Below are 19,240 nucleotides of genomic sequence, written 5' to 3'. Positions count from 1 at the left end.
GCCGTCAGCCCCGCGCGAGGATCTCCACGCTCGGCATCAGGAACACGCCGTCGCCCAGCCGCGACCATCTGCGCCAGCCCTCCGCCAGACGCTCGAGGGTGCGCTGATCGGCCAGGCCGCGCTCGATGGTCTGGCCGGCGAAGGCCGAATGCAGCACCCGCTGCGCCCAGGACTCCGCGTGGACGCGGCGCTCCTCGGCGGTGACGTAGATCCAGTTCGACGACGACACCTCGACGTCGGCGAACCCCGCTTCGGCCGCCCAGCCGGGGAGACGGCGTCCCGCGTCGGGCTCTCCGCCGTTGCCGCGGGCCAGGGTGCGGTAGAGCTCCCGCCACTCGTCGAGTTCGTCGACCACCGGGAACCAGGTCATCGCGCCGAAGTCGGCCTCGCGGGCCGCCACGATCCCGCCGGGCCGGACGACGCGGCGCATCTCGCGGAGGGCCGCCACGGGGTCGGCCAGATGCTGCAGGAGCTGGTGTGCGTGGACCACGTCGAAGGACTCGTCGGCGGCGTCGAGGTCGTACACGTTGCCCTCGCGGAACTCGACGTTCGCGAGATCGGCGTGCGCCTCCGCGGCCTGCGCGACGACGTCCGCCGAGCTGTCGATGCCCGTCACCGAGCCCGGCGCCACCAGATCGGCGAACCCTGCCGTGATGCTGCCGGGTCCGCAGCCGACGTCCAGGACGTCGAGGCCGGCTTCGAGGAAGGGCTCGAGGTAGGCGGCCGACGACGCGACGGTCCGCGCTGCGTGCGCCGTCGTGACGCTCGGATGGTGTCCGTGGGAGTAGACCTCGTCGTTCATGCTCCGAAGGCTAACCGGCGGGAGGGCACTCGGTCAGCATTTCAGCCGCCGTCCAGTGCCACGTCACGTGCGGCGACCGTGGCATCGGTGACGTCCTGGAGCATGTCGCGCAGGAGTTCCAGCTGCTCCTCGGAGTACCTGTCGAAGACGGCGTCGATGTGGCGGGCGAGGGGAGCGAACAGCATCGCCCCCGTGGAGCGTGCCTTCTCCGTCATCTCGAGGTGCACCTGGCGCCGGTCGACGTCGCTGCGCCGCCGGGTCACATGGCCTGCCGAATCCAGGCGGTCCACCAGGGCCGTGGTGGCCGGCGAGCTCAGGTTGAGCTCCTCCCGCAGGAATCCGGGGGTCACCGTGAGTCCGGCGCGGGCAGCGCCCATCATGATGCTCAGGGCATGGAGGTCGGTGCGGTAGAGGCTGTCCCGCTCGCTCGCGACGTCGACGTAGCGGTCGGTCTCGACCGTGAACTGCCGCAGCAGTGCCATGAGTTCTTCCCTCGCGGCCATGGATCCTCGCCTTCTTTCCCCTCAGTTTAGGCCGGTTCACATTATCTCCATCATAGATATACTTTATTGCAGAGATAACGTCGAGTGGGTAGGGAACTCCATGAAGAACAGATGGTTGAGGGTGCTGCTGCCCGCGGTCGTGGTGCTGATCTGGCTGATCGGGGCGGCGGTCGGTGGTCCGACCTTCGGGCGGCTCGAGGAGGTCTCGAGCAACGACCAGGCGTCCTTCCTGCCCGCCGGTGCCGAGTCCACGGAGGCGGGCGAGCTGCAGCAGCGCTTCAGTGATTCCGATGCCGTCCCGGCGATCATCGTGGCCGAGTCGGAGACCGCGATCGATCCGCGGGACCTCGGACCCTACGAGGATCTCGCCGCCACGCTCGGGGAGGTCGAGGGGCTCGAGCCGGCGGCCGAGGGTGCTCCGCCGGTCGTGGGGCCCATCCCGTCCGAGGACGGCCTCGCCGTCCAGTACGTCGCGTTCGTCTCCTCCGACGCCGAACTCGCCGAGGCGGTGGGCGAACTGCGCACCATCCTCGTCGACGACCTGCCCGACGGCGTCACCGGCTACGTGACCGGTCCCGCCGGGCTCACCAACGACCTCGTGGAGGCCTTCGGCGGGATCGACGGCATCCTCCTCGCCGTCGCGCTCGGTGCCGTGTTCGTCATCCTCCTGGCCGTGTACCGGTCCATCGTGCTGCCGTTCCTCGTCCTGCTGACCTCGGTGTTCGCCCTCGCGACGTCGATCCTGCTGATCTTCGGTCTCGCGAAGCTCGATCTGATCCAGCTCAGCGGCCAGAGCCAGGGCATCCTCTCGATCCTCGTGATCGGCGCTGCCACGGACTACGCGCTGCTGCTCGTCGCCCGGTTCCGGGAGGCACTCGTCGGCAACAGGACGACGTGGGAGGCCATGCGCGTGGCCTTCCGCGGTTCCTTCGAGCCGATCCTCGCCTCCGGCGCCACCGTGATCCTCGGCCTGCTGTGCCTGCTCTTCTCGGATCTCAACTCGAACCGGAGCCTCGGGCCCATCGCCGCCATCGGCATCGCCTTCTCGCTCGCTGCAGCGCTCACGCTCCTCCCCGCGCTCCTGCTCCTGCTGGGTAGGGCGGCCTTCTGGCCCCTGGTGCCGCGCTTCGATCCGGGGGCGACCGCCGTCGTCGCGCCGCACCACGGCAGGCACGCGGCACGGACCGACGCCGGGCCGGAGACAGGACTCGAAGGGCTCAGGGGCCTCTGGCGTCGGGTGTCGCTGCTCGTGGCCCGCCGCCCGCGGGTGCTGTGGATGGTGTCCCTGCTCGTCCTGGCTGCCGGAGCGCTCGGGCTGACCCAGCTGCAGGCGAACGGCGTCCCCCAGTCCGCGGTGATCCTGACGCCCTCCAACGCCGTCGACGGCCAGGAGGCGCTCGGCCGCCACTTCGACGCGGGCTCCGGAAGTCCCGTCTACGTCGTCGCGCCCGAGGCGGACCAGCAGGCGGCGCTCGACGTCGTCACGGCGCAGGAGGGCATCTCCGACGCCACGCTGACCACGGACCCGGGCGGCGCCGCCGTCGTCGAGGACGGGCGGATCCTGATCAGCGGCACGCTCGGCTACCAGGCCGACTCGGAGCGGGCGGAGGACGTGGTGCGTGAGCTGCGCACGGCGCTCGACGACGCCGGCGGAGGAGACGCGCTGGTCGGCGGGGTCACGGCGGTGGCGATCGACACGAACGACACCGCGCTCGCGGACCTGGTGAAGATCATCCCGATCGTCCTGGCCGTCATCCTCGTGGTCCTGATCGTCCTGCTCCGCTCGGTGCTCGCGCCCGTGCTCCTCGTGGCCAGCGTGGCGCTCTCCTACGCGACGGCCCTCGGCGTCTCGGCGCTCGTGTTCAACAACGTCTTCGGGTTCGAGGGCGCGGACGCGTCGGTACCGCTGTTCGGTTTCGTGTTCCTCGTGGCCCTGGGGGTGGACTACAACATCTTCCTCATGACCCGGGTCCGGGAGGAGTCCCTCCGCATCGGCACGCGCCCCGGCATCCTCCGCGGGCTCGGCGTGACCGGCGGCGTGATCACCTCGGCCGGCGTGGTGCTGGCGGCGACCTTCGCCGCGCTGGGTGTGATCCCGATCCTGTTCCTCGCGCAGATCGCGTTCATCGTGGCGTTCGGCGTGCTGCTGGACACGATCCTGGTGCGCTCGCTGCTCATCCCGGCGCTCGCCTACGACATCGGCCCGAGGATCTGGTGGCCGTCGGCGCTCGGGAAGGTGCCGTCCCCGCGGTGACGGTGCGCGGGCTGGGAGTTCCCTGCACAGCGGCCGCACAGCTTCCGGAAAGGCCCCGTCGAACTCCGGGCGGCACGGTGGAGGTACGACGACCCACCCGCCTGGAGGACACCATGATCAGCTACCGACCGACCCCCGAACCCACCCCGGGACGCAGGGGCCTCCGGGCCGCCCTCGGGGCCATGGTGCTGGCCGCGGTCCTCGGCACCACCGCCTTCGCGCCGGCGGGCGCCGACACCGCCACCGCTGCAGCGGACGCCGTCGTCGTGGGCGCCACCGTCGCCGCCGAGCAGGCGGTGGTCCGCCGACAGGACACGGGCGGCTCGCTCGACCAGGGCGCGGCGGCGCCGCTGCGGACCTGATCCCGACCCCGGATCCCCGACACCGGATCCCCGACACCGATCCCCGACACCGGATCTCGGACCGGGCCCACGGCTGCCGGGGGATACTGGACCGCAACGCCCGCCCTGTCCGGCGCGCGCCGGTCGCCGGAACGACCCCGGGATGAACCCCGGAACGACCCAGGAAGAACCCAGGTAGACACGATGGCCGACGCCTCCCACTCGATGACCGACAACCTGCCGCGCCTCGCGCACCCGGACGGCAGCCCCATCCGGGCGCTCGTCGTCGACGACGAGACGAGCCTCGCGGAGCTCGTGAGCATGGGCCTGCGCATGGCCGGTTGGAGCGTGACGACGGCGAACGACGGACTCACCGCGGTGTCCGCGGCGCGGGACTTCCGCCCCGACGTGCTGGTCCTCGACGTCATGATGCCCGGAGTCGACGGCATCGAGGCGCTCACGAAGATCCGTACGTTCGCACCGAACGTCCCGGCGCTGTTCCTCACGGCCAAGGACGCCGTCCAGGACCGCATCTCCGGGCTGTCGGCCGGCGGCGACGACTACGTCACCAAGCCCTTCAGCATGGAGGAGCTTCTGCTGCGGCTCCACCGCCTCGTCCAGCGCTCGGGGGTGGCGGCGTCGGACTCCGCCGAACTGGTGGTCGGTGACCTCCTCATGAACGTCGACACCCGCGAGGTCACCCGCGGCGGCGACGACATCACCCTGACCTCCACCCAGTGGGACCTGCTGCGCTACCTCATGGAGAACCCGCGGCGCGTGGTCAGCAAGTCGCAGATCCTGGACAACGTGTGGCACTACGACTTCGGCGGCCAGGCGAACATCGTGGAGCTGTACATCTCCTACCTGCGCAAGAAGATCGACGCCGGGCGGACCCCCATGATCCACACCGTGCGCGGCGCCGGGTACGTCCTCAAGCCCGCGGCTCCGTGACCGCTCCCGGCATCGGGCAGGGCGGCCCGGGGGCGGGCCGGAGGCCGCTCCATCTCCGCACCACGCTGATCCTCGCGACGCTCGCCCTGCTCACCGCGATCTGCGTCGCGATCGGCGTGCTCAGCCACCTCGCGATGGGCGCCTACCTCACCGGACAGCTCGACGCCGCCCTCACCCCCGCTGCGGATCGGGCCGGGTTCCCTGGCGGGCGCCCTCCGGGGGACGACCAGCGGCCGCGGCGCGACGTCGATCCGCAGAACGCGGCCGGGCAACGGCCAGGGACCCTGAACGCGGTGTTCGACGACGGGGAGGTGCGGACCTCCGCGCTGGTGCAGGACGACGGCAGCACGGATCCCCTCACCGTGGCCGACCTCGACCTGCTGGCCGCCCTCGACCCTGCCGCCGGCCCGCAGGAGCTGACCCTCGGCACGGGCCACTACCGCGTGGACGCGGTAGCCCTGCCGGCCGGCGCTGCAGGCGATGACGGCGAAGCCGGTGCTGCAGGCGGTGGCGCCGTCCTGGTCACCGGGCTGTCCACGACCGAACGCGACAGCACGCTGGTGTCCCTCGACATCACCGTGGCCGGTCTCTCCCTCGCAGGCATCGTGCTCACCGGACTCGCCGGCACGGTGATCATCCGCCGTTCGCTGCGCCCCCTCGAGGAGCTGTCCGCCGTCGCCACCTCCGTCTCGCAGCTGCCGCTCTCTTCGGGAGAGGTGGCGATCCCCGTGCGCGTCCCCCCGGCCGTCGCTCGGCCCGGCACGGAGGTCGGTACCGTGGGACTGGCCCTCAACGCGATGATCGACCACGTCAGCAGCGCCCTCCGGGAGCGCCACGCGAGTGAGCAGAAGGTGCGCCAGTTCGTGGCCGACGCCAGCCACGAACTGCGTACGCCGCTGACCTCGATCCGCGGGTACACCGAACTGGTCCTGATGAGCGAGACGGTCAGCCCGTCCGGCCGGTCCGCACTCGAGCGGGTGGACAGCGAGTCCAGGCGCATGTCCTCCCTCGTCGAGGACCTCCTGCTGCTCGCGCGCCTGGACGAGGGCCAGCGCGGGGAGGCGTCCGACGTCGACCTCACCGAGCTCGTGGTCGAGACGACGAGCGACGCCCGTGTCGCGGCCTCCGGGTACTCCTGGAGCCTGGACCTGCCCGACGAACCCGTGGAGGTGCACGCCGTGGAGGCCGAGATCCGGCAGGTGCTCATCAACCTGCTCTCCAACGCCCACAGGCACACGCCGCCGGGCACCGCCGTCGCCACCGCCCTCGCCGTCGGGGGCGGCACGGTCGGCATCACCGTGACCGACTCCGGGCCGGGCATCGACCCTGCGTTCCTCGAGACCGTCTTCACGCGCTTCAGCCGGGGCGACGCCGCCCGGTCCGCCGGCGCCGGCAGCGCCACCAGCACCGGCCTCGGCCTCGCGATCGTCCAGGCCCTCGTCGACGCCAACGGTGGCACCATCAGCGTGTCCAGCGAACCCGGCCGCACGCAGTTCCGCGTGGACCTGCCCCTCGCCCGGCCGCCCGCCCGGGCCGCCGCGTCCGCCGGCCGGGACTCCGGCTAGGCGTGCCGACCCGGGACGTCGATCAACCGGGTGGAGGACGGAGGAGGGGACGAGCTCCTCACGGATCCAGCTCCGCAGCCGGGTCGGCTGGCGGTGACCATCGAACGTTCCTGGTCGGCGACGAAGCCGTCCCGCAGGCCGGTGACATCCCCGGCGCGGCGTCCGCTCCATCCGAGCCGTGGCGTTGGGTCCCCTGAGGGCTGAAGGTCGCTACTCTCTACCTATGAACGACATCGCCGCCTTTCTGGACGCACGTATCTCCGAGGACGAGAAGGCGGCCCGCAGGGGAAGCCTGCCCGAGGAAGTGTGGGGTGTCGGCGGCTGGTTCGACCCCCAGCGGGTCCTCGCGGAATGCCGGGCCAAGCGCGAGCTCCTCCGGTACGCGGTCGCCGAACTGGACGCCCGGCAGCGGGCGGAGGTCCTCGGACTGCTGGCGCTCCCGTGGGCCGGACACGCCGACTACAGTGCCGAGTGGCGGACGGCGGCGGTCCTGGAGGACGGGCTGAAGGCCTAGCCGAAGGCCTGGCGGGACGGCTCGCGGAGGACCTCCCCGGCCCCTCCGCAGCTCCGGCCCACGGGGTCGATCCGCTGCGGACGCGGCCGATCGGGTCCGTCCCGACCACGGGATGTCATCCTTCCGCAAGCTTTGCGCAAGAACATCGAGGGACTCCTCCGGGTGGGCGGACCGTCACTACCCTTGAAGCGTGCCCATCCATTCCACCCCGCCCTCCCCTGGCCAGCACCAGGACCACGGCCCTGCGCCCCGCGGGGTCGACGCCGTCACGGTCCCGGTCGCGCCCGGGAAGGCAGCGCAGCTCCTGGACCCGGCGGTCCTCCGGGACATGCAGCGGGACTTCTCCGACGCGGCGACCGTGCGGCAGTTCGCACGCGATTTCTGCGCCGACCTGCCGGGGAAGATCGACAGGCTGGACCTCCGGCTCGGCGAGGGGGACGCGGCGGGAGCCGAGGACGCCGTGCTCAGCGTGACGACGTCCGCGGCGATGGTGGGCGCGCTGCGCCTCGGCCAGGCCGGGCGCGCGACCCTCCGGCTCGTCACGACCGGCGACCTGGAGGGCGCCAGGCGCTCCGTCACCCTGCTGCGTGCCTGCGCCGACGACACCGTCAGGACGCTCCAGGAGCCCTCCGGCCAGCCCTGACGCCGCTTCAGCGCGAGGTGGCGCTCCGCGGCACGATCCGGAAGCCCACGCCGCGGACCGTCACGATGAGGTCCGGGTCGCCCTTGGTCCGTGCCAGTTTCTGGCGGAGGTTGGCGATGTGCACTTCGATGGCCCGCTCGTCCGTCCGGCTCACGAAGTTGTAGCCGCGGTAGTCGCGACCCCGCGAGACCCGCACGAGCTCCTCCTTGGTCCGGACCGCGCCGTTGCTCCGCATCAGTTCGTGCAGGAGGTTGAACTCCGTCTTCGTCAGTGGCAGCTCGACGCCGGCGCAGCTGGCGGTGCGGGCCTCGCCGTCCACCACCAGGACTCCGTTCCGCAGGAGCGTGTCGGACGACTCCTGGCGCTCGTCGCCGGACACGGCGGGAGCTGCAGCAGGAGGCGCCGGCCGTGCGGAGGCATGCTGCGTCGTCTGGCCCGCGCGTGGCCTGCGGAGCATCGCGTCGATCCGCGCCCGCAGTTCCCGGGGGCGGAAGGGCTTCAGGACGTAGTCGTCGGCGCCGGCCTGGAGGGCGGTCAGGATGTCCAGTTCGTCGTCGCGGCCGCTCAGGACGATCACGTAGCAGTCGGTGGTGGAGCGGATCCGCCGGAGGACCTCGTACCCGTCGATGTCGGGTAGCCCGATGTCGAGGGTCACCACGACCGGATGTTCCTGGCGCACGATGTCGACGCCCTCACGGCCGGAGGCCGCGCCGGTCACCTGGAAGCCTCCCTGGGCGAGGATGGCGGAGACCAGGTTGCGGATGTCGAGATCGTCCTCGATCACGACGGCCGCCCGGACCTCGCCGGGCCCGGAGCTACTCATAGCGGGAAACCCCGCGATGATTCCGCGCGGCGGGGGAGGTGTGCTCGTCCACAGCGTCTCCGGCCGATCCGGGAGGTGTATTGAGTTGGACTGTCCGAGGCATACTCGTGGACCTGTTCTCTTCGGCGGCCCGGCTGACCGCGTGGGTCCCGTGGCTTTGCGTCCCCGGCTCGCACCGGGTTTGCCCTTATCGACGAGCGGTTGCCCGCCCGACGATACTAGCAACCCCGACCGACACATCCGTGACGCGGGCATGCTGCGGTCCGTGCCGTGCCGGGCGCCGATCCGCCGCGGCGGAGCGGCGCGCCGAAGGCTGCGCCGGTGGCTTCGGGGCGCTACGGTCCTTCCATGCAGATCGTGCAGTACGAGCCGGCCCACCGGGCGGCGCTGCTCGCGCTCTCGATACGGGCCTGGGAGCCGGTGTTCCCGCTGTTCCGCGAGGCGGTGGCGCCGTTCGTCTACGAGTCCTTCTACCCGGACGGATGGCGCGAACGCCAGGTACACGATCTGGCGGCCGTGCTCGACGGCGAACCACGGAACGTCGCTGTGGCCCTCGAGGAGGACCTGCCCCTGGGCTGGGTGTGCACGCGATTCCATGCGGACGACAGCATGAGCGAGATCTACGTGCTGGCGGTGGACCCCGAGTTCCAGCGACGGGGCGTGGCCCGGGCCCTCATGGACCATTCCTTCGACCGGGGGAGGGAGGCCGGGATGAGGATGGTCCTCGTCGAGACCGGCGACGATCCGGGCCATGAACCGGCACGCCGGGCGTACGAGGCGGCCGGGTTCGAGCGCTGGCCCGTCGCCCGTTACTTCAAGGACCTGTCCGGCCAGGCGGCGACGGCCCCGTGGCCCGGGACGACGGAGGACCGGGCGCCCTGATGCCCGCCCCGGCACGAGGACGGTGCAGCGCAGCGGTGTGGCTCGACGGAACGGGAGGACACCCTCGCACCCCCGAGCGGGGCGCCCGGGCGGCTACTGCTCGGCGTTGGCGCGTTCCTCGATCCAGTCCGTCGCGGCGTCCGAGAGGAACACGCCGTCGGGCCCGCGCCCACCCATCCACCAGGAGTCGGTGGCCACGAGGCCTCCCGCCCTGCTGATGTCCGCCACCACCTCGGGACTGAGTGCTTCCCCGTTGTGGGCCGTCAGCCAGTCCCGCGTCTGCTGTGTGACGCCGTTCCACCATTCCTCGAGGTCCATGCCGGACAGTATGGCACCCGGCGCCCCGTCGTGGCGGACCTGCGGCTACGCGGGCCCGCTGTCGTCCTTCCACTCCTGGATGATGCGGGGTGAGGCATGGATGCACATCATCCGCAGCGGTCCGTCGCCGTCGTTCGTGAAGCCGTGCCAGACGCGGGCCGGCGCCACGACGGTGTCGCCCGCCGTGCCCTCGAGGACCGCGGTGCCGACGGTGAAGCGCACGTTCCCGTCGAGAACCACCCACGTCTCGATGTAGGGATGGCGATGGAGGGCCACAGTGTCGCCCGGGTCGCTGTCCACCGCGAAGTAGGAGATGGCGGAGCCGAACGACCCGCCATCGAAGCGGCGCGTCCTGCTGCCCGGGAGCGCGAGTTCCTCCCGGGGGATGGCGCGCGCCGGCAGGGGAGCGGCTGTGACCTGCGGTGTGGCCTGAGTGGTGGCCTGAGTGGTGGCCCGGGCGTCCATGGCTGCCTCCTGGTTCGATGCGATGACGGTTGGACGCAGTGGGCAGGTCGATCTCATCTCAGCAGGCCCCATCATTGTGCCTGTTGCTATAGTGTGTGACGCACACTATAGTTTCGGGCATGGCACACGACGACGACCTGATTGCCGGACACCTGCAGGAACTGCGGCGCGGGACCGTCGTCCTCGCGTGCCTCACCCGGCTGCGCACCCCCGACTACGGCTACGCGCTCCTCGAATCGCTCGACGGCCTGGGCATCCAGGTCGACGCGAACACGCTCTACCCACTCCTGCGGCGCCTCGAGAAACAGGGCCTGCTGACGAGTGAGTGGAACACTGCCGAATCCCGTCCGCGGAAGTTCTACCGGACGAGCCCGGCCGGCGACGACCTCGCCACCACCCTCACGGCCGACTGGGACCGGCTGACAACCTCGCTCCATCGCCTCGCCGAAGGGGAAGTGCCATGACCACGCTGACCGATCGCTATGTGTGGGCCGCTCTGCGGACCGTCCCGGAGTCCCAGCGCTCCGGCCTCGACCCCGAGATCAGGGAGCTGATCGGCGACGCCGTCGACGCCCGCCTCGCTTCCGGCGAGGACCCTGCCGCTGCTGAGCGCTCGGCGCTGGTCCAGCTGGGGGACCCGGAGCGCCTCGCGGCGGACTACGTGGACCGGCCCCTCACGCTCATCGGGCCGCGCTACTACCTCGACTGGCTGCGGCTCCTGAAGACGCTCGTCGCCATCCTCGTCCCCATCGCCGCCGTCGTGGTGCTGGTGGTCCAGTTCCTCACCTCGGGCAGCATCGGGGGAGCCATCGGCAGTTCGGTGTCGACGGCGATCACCACGACCGTGCACATCGGCTTCTGGACCACGCTGCTCTTCGTGGTCCTCGAACGCAGCGGCACCGCCGACACCGGCATGGAGTGGAGGCTCGACCGCCTTCCCGAGCTGCCGGACCGCACGCGCGACGGGCGCCTGGCCGAACTCGTCGCCTCCCTCGTCTTCCTCGCGCTGTTCGCCGGGGCGATCCTGTGGCAGCAGATCCGGTCCGTCGCCCGTGCGGACGACGGCAGCGCCATCCCGCTGCTCGACCCCGCCCTGTGGTCCTTCTGGCTCCCGTGGTTCCTGGCGCTGATCGTCCTGGAGGCCGGGTTCGCCGTCCGGCTGTACCTGCGGGGCTGGACCTGGCACGCCGCCGTCGTGAATGTCCTGCTCAATCTCGCCTTCGTGGTCCCCGCGATCCTCCTGTGGTCCGAAGGGCGACTGCTCAACCCGGACTTCGTCGCCGCCGTCGGGTGGGATCCGGCGGTTGCGACCGGCGGCGGCTGGACCGTCGTCTCCATCGTCACGGCCGTGACGGTGCTGATCGCCGCCTGGGACGTGGTGGACGGCTTCCTCAAGGCACGTCGGGCCGCCGTCGCTGCGCCGCTGCGCCCGGGCATCCCGGCCCTGCGCTGAGGTGCCCGGGGTGCCCGGGGTGCCCGGAGCGGTGCAGGGGCAAGGCGCGTACGGTGGGCGGATGGCAGCCACCGATTCCCGTCAGCAGCACATCGTCAGGACCCTCGTCGAGGCCCATCAGGACCTGATGGTCGCCGACCCCCTCGCCTTCCGTGCACGATTCCGGAAGATGGCTGCGGATCCCTACGCCTTCTACCGCGGCAGTGCGTCCCTGTTCTACACCGACATGGCGGAGCTCGAGGACGACTGGGCGGACGAGCGCACGGGCCGGGTGTGGATCCACGGCGACCTGCACGCCGAGAACTTCGGCACCTACATGAGCAACCAGGGCCGGCTGACGTTCGACGTCAATGATTTCGACGAGGCGTACGTCGGCCACTTCTCCTGGGACCTGCGCCGGTTCGTCGCCTCGCTGACCCTGCTGTGCTGGCAGAAGGCCCTGCCGTCCCAGGCGGTCCGCGGGCTGGCGCGCACCTACCTCGAGGCCTATCTCGGGCGGGTCGGGGACTACGTGGAGGACGAGCAGTCGGCCTTCGCTTTCGGCCTCGACAACACGGACGGTGCCATCCACCGCGTGCTGCAGCAGGCCCGCGCGGCACGGCGGACGCGCCTGCTCGACTCCCTGACGCAGATCGAGGACTACGAGCGCCGGTTCCGCGACGACGGCTCCATCCGACCCCTCGACGACGACGAGTACGCGGAGGTGTCCGAGGCCTTCGAGCGCTACCTCGGCACGATCCCCGACGGCGAGCGCTCGCGCCGCCGCGTCTTCTACCGGGTCAAGGGGATCGTGGGGAAGAAGGGCTTCGGGATCGGCAGCGCGGGGCTGCCCACGTACAACGTGCTCATCGAGGGCTTCGACGAGGCGCAGGAGAACGACATCATCCTCACCCTGAAGCAGTCGAACATCGCCGCACCCAGCCGCATCGTGGAGGACGAGCGCGTCCGTGGTTTCTTCGACGACGACGGACACCGCGCCGTCGTCAGCCAGCGCTCGCTGCAGACCCATACCGACCCGTTCCTCGGCTACACCTCGATCCGGGGCGTCTCCTTCGTGGTGTCTGAGCTCTCCCCGTACAAGCGCGACCTCTCCTGGGAGGATCTCACGGAGCCCGACCAGATGGCCCCCGTCCTCGAGGCCCTCGGCCAGGCCACGGCCAAGATCCACTGCTCCACGGACGAGGACAGCGACCACGACCTCGTGCCCTTCCGCACGGAGACCGCCATCCTCGCCGCCGTCGGGAACTCCCTGGAGGAGTTCATCGAGGACATCGTGGGGTTCGGCGAGGCCTACGCGGAGACGGTGCGGCAGGACCACGCCCTCTTCGTCGATGCCTTCCGGGAGGGCCTCATCACTGCCGTCCCCGCTACCTGACGGGAAGGGGTTGAGTCAAGGAGACTCAACTTCATTTTGCTCCTCGACGGAGCGCGACTATACTTGAGTGCAGAACGCTCAATCCACGCGCCCGGCGGATGAGCGCCTTGCAAATCCCGGGCAGTCGAAAGGAACTTGCATGTCACGTGCAGTAGGTATTGACCTCGGAACCACCAACTCGGTCGTCTCGGTCCTCGAAGGCGGCGAGCCCACCGTCATCGCGAACGCCGAGGGCGCACGCACCACTCCGTCGATCGTCGCCTTCTCCAAGTCCGGCGAGGTCCTGGTCGGCGAGATCGCCAAGCGCCAGGCCGTCAACAACATCGACCGCACCATCGCCTCGGTCAAGCGCCACATGGGCACCGACTGGAACGTCGGCATCGACGGCAAGAAGTACACGCCGCAGGAGATCTCCGCGCGCATCCTCCAGAAGCTGAAGACCGACGCCGAGAGCTACCTCGGCGAGAAGGTCACTGACGCCGTCATCACGGTGCCCGCCTACTTCAACGACGCCGAGCGCCAGGCCACCAAGGAGGCCGGCGAGATCGCAGGCCTGAAGGTGCTGCGCATCGTCAACGAGCCCACCGCGGCGGCCCTCGCCTACGGCCTCGACAAGGGCAAGGAGGACGAGCTCATCCTCGTGTTCGACCTCGGTGGCGGGACGTTCGACGTCTCCCTGCTCGAGGTGGGCAAGGACGAGGACGCGTTCTCCACCATCCAGGTCCGCTCCACCGCCGGTGACAACCGTCTCGGCGGCGACGACTGGGACCAGCGCGTGGTCGACTACCTGCTCTCGCAGGCCAAGGCCAAGGGTGCGGACCTCTCGAAGGACAAGATCGCCCTGCAGCGACTGAAGGAAGCCGCGGAGCAGGCCAAGAAGGAACTGTCCTCCGCGACGTCCACCAACATCTCGCTCCAGTACCTCTCGGTCACCGCCGACGGTCCCGTCCACCTCGACGAGCACCTGTCCCGCGCCAAGTTCCAGGACCTCACCAAGGACCTCCTGGACCGCACCAAGAAGCCGTTCCAGGACGTCATCGCCGAGGCCGGCATCAAGGTCGGCGACATCGACCACATCGTCCTCGTCGGCGGTTCCACCCGCATGCCCGCTGTCGTCGAGCTCGTGAGGGAGCTCGCCGGTGGCAAGGAGCCCAACAAGGGCGTCAACCCGGACGAGGTCGTGGCGGTCGGCGCCGCACTGCAGGCCGGTGTGCTGAAGGGCGAGCGCAAGGACGTCCTGCTCATCGACGTCACGCCGCTGTCCCTCGGCATCGAGACCAAGGGCGGCATGATGACCAAGCTCATCGAGCGCAACACGGCCATCCCGACCAAGCGCAGCGAGACCTTCACCACCGCGGATGACAACCAGCCGTCCGTGGCCATCCAGGTCTTCCAGGGCGAGCGCGAGTTCACCCGCGACAACAAGCCGCTGGGCACGTTCGAGCTGACCGGCATCGCGCCGGCTCCGCGCGGCGTCCCGCAGGTCGAGGTCACCTTCGACATCGACGCCAACGGCATCGTGCACGTGTCCGCCAAGGACAAGGGCACGGGCACCGAGCAGTCGATGACCATCACCGGTGGATCGTCCCTCTCCAAGGAGGACATCGACCGCATGGTGCGCGAGGCCGAGGAGCACGCAGCCGAGGACAAGCAGCGCCGCGAGGCCGCCGACACGCGCAACGGCGCCGAGCAGCTCGCCTACTCGGTGGACAAGCTCATCGCCGACAACTCGGACAAGCTGCCCGAGGACGTCCGGACCGAGGTCCAGGCCGACGTCGACGCCCTGAAGAAGGCACTCGAGTCGCAGGACAACGACGCCGAGGTCAAGACGGCGTTCGAGAAGCTGCAGGCTTCCCAGTCCAAGCTCGGCGAAGCGATCTACGCCTCCGCCCAGCAGGACGCGGGCGCGGCAGGCAGCGCCCCCGCCGACGACCAGCCGGCCACCGCAGGCACCGACGAGGACATCGTCGACGCCGAAGTGGTCGACGACGACATCAACGAGAAGAAGTAGCCATGCCGCACCACGGAAACGAAGAAGAGCACGCGTCAGAGCCGGTGAGCTTCCGCGACAACCGGAAGATCGACCCTGAGACCGGCGAAGTCCGTGGGCAGCAGAACGACGCCGGCGCTCCGGCCGCGGAGGAATCCGCGGCCGGAGGGCAGGCCGCACCTGCCGGCGACGCCTCCGAGGGGGACGCCCTGGCCCAGGCCGAGGCGATCCTCAACGAGGCCGGTGCCGAGGGGGGCAACCCGGCGGTGGACGTCGTCGCTGAACTGCGCAACGACCTGCTCCGCCTGCAGGCCGAGTACGTCAACTACCGGCGCCGCGTGGAGCGCGACCGCGATGTCGCCCGCGATCAGGCGGTCATCGGCGTCATCAACACGCTGATGCCCGTCCTCGACGACATCGACGCCGCACGCCAGCACGGCGATCTCGCCGAGGGACCCTTCGCGGCCATCGCGGGCAAGCTCGAGAACGCCCTCAGGACGTACGAGCTCACCCGCATCGACGAGGTCGGCGTCGCCTTCGACCCGAACATCCACGAGGCGCTCATGCAGCAGCCGAGTGCGGAGGTCCAGGCCGACAGCGTCAGCCAGATCCTCCGCGCGGGCTACCGCAAGGGCGATCGCGTCCTCCGGGCCGCGCAGGTCATCGTGGCGGTTCCGGAGTAACTGGAACGCCGGGTGGGGCAGTCTTCCCGGGCCAACGAAATTCCTGAGCTCGCAGAGCTCGCTCGGGAATATTAAAGGCCCTACAGAAGACGGCCCCACCCGTCTTCCCCGAACTGACCGGTTGAGAGGAAAGGCCGGGCACTCGGGGTACGGCCGGACCCGTCCGGTCCCTACTCTTCAGCAGTACCTACGAAAGGAGACGCCCATTGGCTAGTCAGGATTGGGTCGACAAGGATTTCTACAAGATCCTCGGTGTCTCCAAGGATGCTTCCGACACCGACATCAAGAAGTCCTACCGGAAGCTCGCCCGCAAGTACCACCCTGACCAGAACCAGGGTGATGCCTCGTCGGAGAAGACGTTCAAGGACGTCTCCGAGGCGTACTCGGTGCTGTCCGACGGCGAACAGCGCCAGCAGTACGACGCCATCCGCGCGATGGGCGGCGGAGCACGGTTCTCGGCCGGCGGCACCGGTGGGGGAGCCGGCGGCAGCGCGGGCTTCGAGGACATCTTCGGGAACCTCTTCGGCCAGGGCGCCGGTACGGGGACACGCCAGCGCACCGGCTTCTCGAACAGCAACCTGCCCCCTGAGTTCGCCGACCTGTTCGGCGGCGGTGGGGGCGGCAACGGGTTCCCCGGCGGCTTCCAGTCCACGCGTCCGCAGAAGGGCGCCGACCGGACGGCCACCACCACCATCTCCTTCGGCGGATCGATCAACGGCACCACCATCGGCCTGCGCGAACCCTCGGGAGAGCAGATCGACGTGCGCATCCCCGCGGGGATCAGGGACGGGCAGAAGGTCCGTGTGAAAGGCAAGGGGCAGCCGGGCCAGGCCGGTCCGGGAGACCTGATGGTCACCGTCTCGGTGAAGGACCACCCGCTGTTCAAGCGCGACGGCGACAACATCCGCGTGCACGTGCCCGTCAGCTTCCCCGAGGCGGCGCTCGGCGCCCAGATCGAGGTCCCCACGCTCACGGGCGAGATGGTGAAGATGAAGGTCCCGGCCGGAACACCATCAGGCCGGACCCTGCGCCTGAAGGGCAGGGGTGTGAAGACGTCCAAGGGTACGGGCGACCTGCTCGTGATCGTCGACGTCGTCGTCCCGCAGAACCTGTCCAGGGAGGCCGAAGCCGCTGTGGAAGCGTTCCGCGATGCCACGAAGGACGCCGACCCACGCGCCGGGCTCGCCGCGAAGGCGCGCCTGTAGCAGTACGCTCGAGCAACCGCCGGAGAGCCGGTGACGGAAGGAGGCCCGCCATGGACTACACGATGCCCATCTATGTCATCTCGGTGGCCGCCGAGCTCGCCGACATGCACCCGCAGACACTGCGTCAGTACGACCGGCTCGGTCTCGTCACGCCCAGCCGGGCACCCGGCCGGGCGAGGCGCTACTCGCAGAAGGATGTCGGCACGCTGCGCGAGATCCAGAAGCTGTCCCAGGAGGGCGTGTCCCTCGAGGGCATCCGCCGCATCCTGCAGCTCGAGAACCAGGTGGCCGCCCTGCAGGCGCGCGTGACCGAGCTGTCCTCCGAACTGGCCTCCCGCCGGATGCACGCCGAGTCGGGCCGCGTGTTCGCTGCCGGCCTCGCAGGCGACGTCGTCACGCTGGCCCGCGGCCAGCGTCCCCGGCCCCGCAGCCAGGCGCTGGTCGTCTGGCGCCCCGACACCGAGCGCACCGCGAACTAGGCACGGCCGCCCATGCGACCGCCGTCGCCCCCGGAGGTGCGCCCCGCAGGTCCTCGCCGCCGGGTGCCGGTGGAATTTGTCAGGGAGCGCGGGCAGACTTGGAGGATGGAACCCGTCCCGGAGGCACATCATGTTTGAGCTGTTCGTCGAGGCCCTCGCGATCGGGGCCGGCGTACTGGCCGCCCTCGGCGCGGGGACGGGCGTGGCGGGCTGGCTCGTGGTGCGCAAGGTGAGGCGATCGCGCATCATCGAGCGCACCAGGGACCGCGGCATGCTGGCCGCCCGTGCCTACGCGCCGGACAGGCTGACACGGGAACCGGCGCGGCTCATCGGCGACCTCAGGCGTTCCTCCCGCGCCACCCACCTCGCGCTCGCCGAGGCCGCTGCCCAGGGACGCCCCGTCGGTGACCTGCCCCGCGCCGCCGCCGAGATCGATCAGGCCGCGGACTCGCTCGAGAACCTGCTGCGCGCGGCCGACCGTGAGCCGAACCGCGCCCTGAAGCAGGAGTGGACCACCGACCTCGCCGCGCAGGCCCGGGCGCTCGACGAGCTCTCGGCGGATCTGCGCCGGTGCCTGCTGCACACCTCCCGGTCCATCGACACGCTCCAGCTCGAGCAGGCCACCAACCGCCTGCGCACCGAGATCTCCGCCATGACCACCTGGCGGAACAGCTACGGGAACCGGCAGGCCTGGTGACCGGTTGGACCATGTAGACGCACTCCGCTCACCGACCCGGGGGTCCCCACCGTGACGATCAAACGCCGTATCACGCGCATCGTGCAGGCCAACCGTTACGCCGCGGCCGAGTCGAAGGAGGACCCGCGGGCGCAGGCGCAGGCCGCGCAGCAGGCCCAGCGGACACTGCTCGACCAGGCGCGGCGGGGTGCCGCGGACGTCGCAGCGCACCACCACCGCGTGGGCCTCGCCGCGAACGAGGCCGCCGACTACGTGAACCGGGTCGAGGCCGCAGCGGCCGCCGCGGTGCAGCGGGGGGACGACGACGCCGCCCGGGCCGCCATCCGCGAGTCGATGACCGCACGGCGCCGCCTCGAGACCCTCACCCGGCAGTTGCGCGAGGCGGAGCAGCAGGCCCGCCGGCTCCACGACGACGTACGACGGCTCGAGCAGCGCGTGCAGCAGAACGCCCTGGAGTACGACGCCATGCTGGCGCGCCGGGCCGCGGCGCAGGCTGCGATCGGCGTCCATGATGCGCTGGCATCGTCGAGCCGCGAGGCGGCGGCGATCGAGGCCGCCCGGCGCAGTGCTGAGCTCGAGGTGCGGCGCTTCGAAGCGCAGGCGCAGGCGCGAGAGGAACTGTCGTGGACGGATCCGTCCTCCCCGCGCCTGCAGCAGGCGTTCGAGGAGCTCGAGGCGGAGGCCGCCGCCCAGCAGGAACTCGACGAGCTCAAGCGGAGGAATGACCGAGGCTATCCTCCCGTGCAGCGCTGAGCGCGCGCAGGAGGGCCTCGTCGACGTCGTCCACGTGCCGCAGGCGGATGCGCCAGGCGAACGGATCCGTGGTGCGGACGGGTTCGAGGCCGGGCAGGTCGGGCACCGCCAGCCGGAAGAACACGTCCACCGCTGTCTTGGTGCTGGGTGTGAGCTGGGCGAACTTCCGGCGCGGCGTCTGGAGCGAGACGTAGGTCTTGCGCATCTGGAGGGTGACCTCCGGGGTCTCCGTGGCCCACAGCAGGATTTTGTCGGCGAGCGGTCGGAGAGCCGGCCGGTCGGCGTACTGGGCGGCGTAGAGCTCGTCGGCGGAGAGCCGGAAGAACTCGGGGGGCCCGAAGACCTCCCAGTCGATGCTCATCAGGTTGTACCCGGTGATCCCCTGGCCCTTCAGCCAGCGGGACAGCTCCTCGCGGGTGCTGATCCCGGCCGCGCGGGCATCCGCGGCCCAGTCCGCCGGCGTCCGGCCCGTGGTGCGGACCAGCCGCGCCGCGTTGGTCCCGACCATGGCCTGCCAGCTCTGCATCTCACCCATGCCCACACT

22 protein-coding genes and 1 riboswitch are annotated in these 19,240 nt (G+C 70.5%); of the genes, 16 read left to right on the top strand and 6 right to left on the bottom strand.

Annotated features, from left to right (window positions below; genetic code table 11):
- Positions 1–4: 4 nt before the first annotated feature.
- Together V6S67_RS15080 and V6S67_RS15075 are read right to left on the bottom strand one after the other, a co-directional pair.
- Positions 5–802, bottom strand: a complete 798-nt coding sequence (locus tag V6S67_RS15080) for a methyltransferase domain-containing protein (protein WP_334211002.1) — start codon at positions 800–802, stop codon at positions 5–7.
- 41 nt (positions 803–843) lie between these two features.
- Positions 844–1,305, bottom strand: coding sequence for a MarR family winged helix-turn-helix transcriptional regulator (locus tag V6S67_RS15075; RefSeq protein ID WP_334211001.1), 462 nt, complete (start codon positions 1,303–1,305; stop codon positions 844–846).
- Positions 1,306–1,405: 100 nt separating this feature from the next.
- Between V6S67_RS15075 and V6S67_RS15070 the strand changes: the two genes are divergently transcribed.
- From V6S67_RS15070 to V6S67_RS15045, 6 genes are all read left to right on the top strand, one after another.
- Entirely contained in the window at positions 1,406–3,559 is a 2,154-nt protein-coding gene (locus V6S67_RS15070; RefSeq protein WP_334211000.1) for an MMPL family transporter, read from the top strand.
- Between the two features lie 113 nt (positions 3,560–3,672).
- Positions 3,673–3,921, top strand: a complete 249-nt coding sequence (locus V6S67_RS15065) for a hypothetical protein (protein ID WP_334210999.1) — start codon at positions 3,673–3,675, stop codon at positions 3,919–3,921.
- 183 nt (positions 3,922–4,104) lie between these two features.
- Positions 4,105–4,851, top strand: a complete 747-nt coding sequence (locus tag V6S67_RS15060; RefSeq protein WP_334210998.1) for a response regulator transcription factor — start codon at positions 4,105–4,107, stop codon at positions 4,849–4,851.
- On the top strand, positions 4,848–6,416 hold the full coding sequence (locus V6S67_RS15055; protein ID WP_334210997.1) for a sensor histidine kinase: 1,569 nt from the start codon (positions 4,848–4,850) through the stop codon (positions 6,414–6,416). Before V6S67_RS15060 ends, V6S67_RS15055 begins: the two co-directional genes overlap by 4 nt.
- Positions 6,417–6,639: 223 nt before the next feature.
- Positions 6,640–6,930: a DUF6221 family protein gene (locus V6S67_RS15050; RefSeq protein ID WP_334210996.1), complete on the top strand. Its 291-nt coding sequence runs from the start codon at positions 6,640–6,642 to the stop codon at positions 6,928–6,930.
- A gap of 190 nt (positions 6,931–7,120) precedes the next feature.
- Complete coding sequence (locus tag V6S67_RS15045) at positions 7,121–7,573, top strand: hypothetical protein (RefSeq protein WP_334210995.1); 453 nt, start codon at positions 7,121–7,123, stop codon at positions 7,571–7,573.
- 7 nt (positions 7,574–7,580) lie between these two features.
- Here V6S67_RS15045 and V6S67_RS15040 read toward each other — a convergent pair whose 3' ends face one another.
- Entirely contained in the window at positions 7,581–8,396 is an 816-nt protein-coding gene (locus tag V6S67_RS15040; protein WP_334210994.1) for a response regulator transcription factor, read from the bottom strand.
- A 121-nt stretch (positions 8,397–8,517) separates the two neighbouring features.
- Positions 8,518–8,592: riboswitch (cyclic di-GMP riboswitch) on the bottom strand.
- 152 nt (positions 8,593–8,744) lie between these two features.
- Between V6S67_RS15040 and V6S67_RS15035 the strand changes: the two genes are divergently transcribed.
- Positions 8,745–9,278, top strand: coding sequence for a GNAT family N-acetyltransferase (locus V6S67_RS15035; RefSeq protein WP_334210993.1), 534 nt, complete (start codon positions 8,745–8,747; stop codon positions 9,276–9,278).
- A 93-nt stretch (positions 9,279–9,371) separates the two neighbouring features.
- On the opposite strand, the gene V6S67_RS15030 is transcribed toward V6S67_RS15035, so the two are convergent.
- Positions 9,372–9,596: a hypothetical protein gene (locus V6S67_RS15030; RefSeq protein ID WP_334210992.1), complete on the bottom strand. Its 225-nt coding sequence runs from the start codon at positions 9,594–9,596 to the stop codon at positions 9,372–9,374.
- A gap of 45 nt (positions 9,597–9,641) precedes the next feature.
- Positions 9,642–10,061 (bottom strand): cupin domain-containing protein, encoded by a 420-nt coding sequence (locus V6S67_RS15025; protein ID WP_334210991.1) that lies wholly within the window; start codon positions 10,059–10,061, stop codon positions 9,642–9,644.
- Positions 10,062–10,180: 119 nt separating this feature from the next.
- On the opposite strand from V6S67_RS15025, the gene V6S67_RS15020 reads away from it, so the two are divergent.
- The 9 genes from V6S67_RS15020 (at position 10,181) to V6S67_RS14980 (ending at position 18,696) form a co-directional block, all read left to right on the top strand.
- Complete coding sequence (locus V6S67_RS15020) at positions 10,181–10,525, top strand: PadR family transcriptional regulator (RefSeq protein ID WP_334210990.1); 345 nt, start codon at positions 10,181–10,183, stop codon at positions 10,523–10,525.
- Positions 10,522–11,514 carry a permease prefix domain 1-containing protein gene (locus tag V6S67_RS15015; RefSeq protein WP_334210989.1) on the top strand — a complete coding sequence of 331 codons (993 nt, stop codon included), beginning with the start codon at positions 10,522–10,524 and terminating at the stop codon, positions 11,512–11,514. Before V6S67_RS15020 ends, V6S67_RS15015 begins: the two co-directional genes overlap by 4 nt.
- A 61-nt stretch (positions 11,515–11,575) precedes the next feature.
- Complete coding sequence (locus V6S67_RS15010; protein ID WP_334210988.1) at positions 11,576–12,889, top strand: DUF2252 domain-containing protein; 1,314 nt, start codon at positions 11,576–11,578, stop codon at positions 12,887–12,889.
- Between the two features lie 139 nt (positions 12,890–13,028).
- Entirely contained in the window at positions 13,029–14,900 is a 1,872-nt protein-coding gene (gene dnaK / locus V6S67_RS15005; protein WP_334210987.1) for a molecular chaperone DnaK, read from the top strand.
- Between the two features lie 2 nt (positions 14,901–14,902).
- Positions 14,903–15,562 (top strand): nucleotide exchange factor GrpE, encoded by a 660-nt coding sequence (locus tag V6S67_RS15000; RefSeq protein WP_334210986.1) that lies wholly within the window; start codon positions 14,903–14,905, stop codon positions 15,560–15,562.
- A gap of 206 nt (positions 15,563–15,768) precedes the next feature.
- Positions 15,769–16,767 carry a DnaJ C-terminal domain-containing protein gene (locus tag V6S67_RS14995; protein WP_334210985.1) on the top strand — a complete coding sequence of 333 codons (999 nt, stop codon included), beginning with the start codon at positions 15,769–15,771 and terminating at the stop codon, positions 16,765–16,767.
- Positions 16,768–16,817: 50 nt separating this feature from the next.
- Positions 16,818–17,246 (top strand): heat shock protein transcriptional repressor HspR, encoded by a 429-nt coding sequence (locus V6S67_RS14990; RefSeq protein ID WP_334210984.1) that lies wholly within the window; start codon positions 16,818–16,820, stop codon positions 17,244–17,246.
- A gap of 130 nt (positions 17,247–17,376) precedes the next feature.
- Positions 17,377–17,943, top strand: a complete 567-nt coding sequence (locus V6S67_RS14985; protein WP_334210983.1) for a hypothetical protein — start codon at positions 17,377–17,379, stop codon at positions 17,941–17,943.
- A gap of 51 nt (positions 17,944–17,994) precedes the next feature.
- On the top strand, positions 17,995–18,696 hold the full coding sequence (locus V6S67_RS14980) for a PspA/IM30 family protein (RefSeq protein WP_334210982.1): 702 nt from the start codon (positions 17,995–17,997) through the stop codon (positions 18,694–18,696).
- Here the strand turns inward: V6S67_RS14980 and V6S67_RS14975 are convergent.
- Positions 18,653–19,231: a DUF5655 domain-containing protein gene (locus V6S67_RS14975; protein ID WP_334210981.1), complete on the bottom strand. Its 579-nt coding sequence runs from the start codon at positions 19,229–19,231 to the stop codon at positions 18,653–18,655. The genes V6S67_RS14980 and V6S67_RS14975 overlap by 44 nt on opposite strands.
- Positions 19,232–19,240 lie beyond the last annotated feature (9 nt).

Origin of the sequence: Arthrobacter sp. Soc17.1.1.1, assembly GCF_036867195.1 — a bacterium.
GTDB lineage: Bacteria > Actinomycetota > Actinomycetes > Actinomycetales > Micrococcaceae > Arthrobacter_D.
The sequence above is the reverse complement of the archived record's forward strand: the minus strand, read 5'-3'. Positions and strand labels throughout refer to the sequence as shown.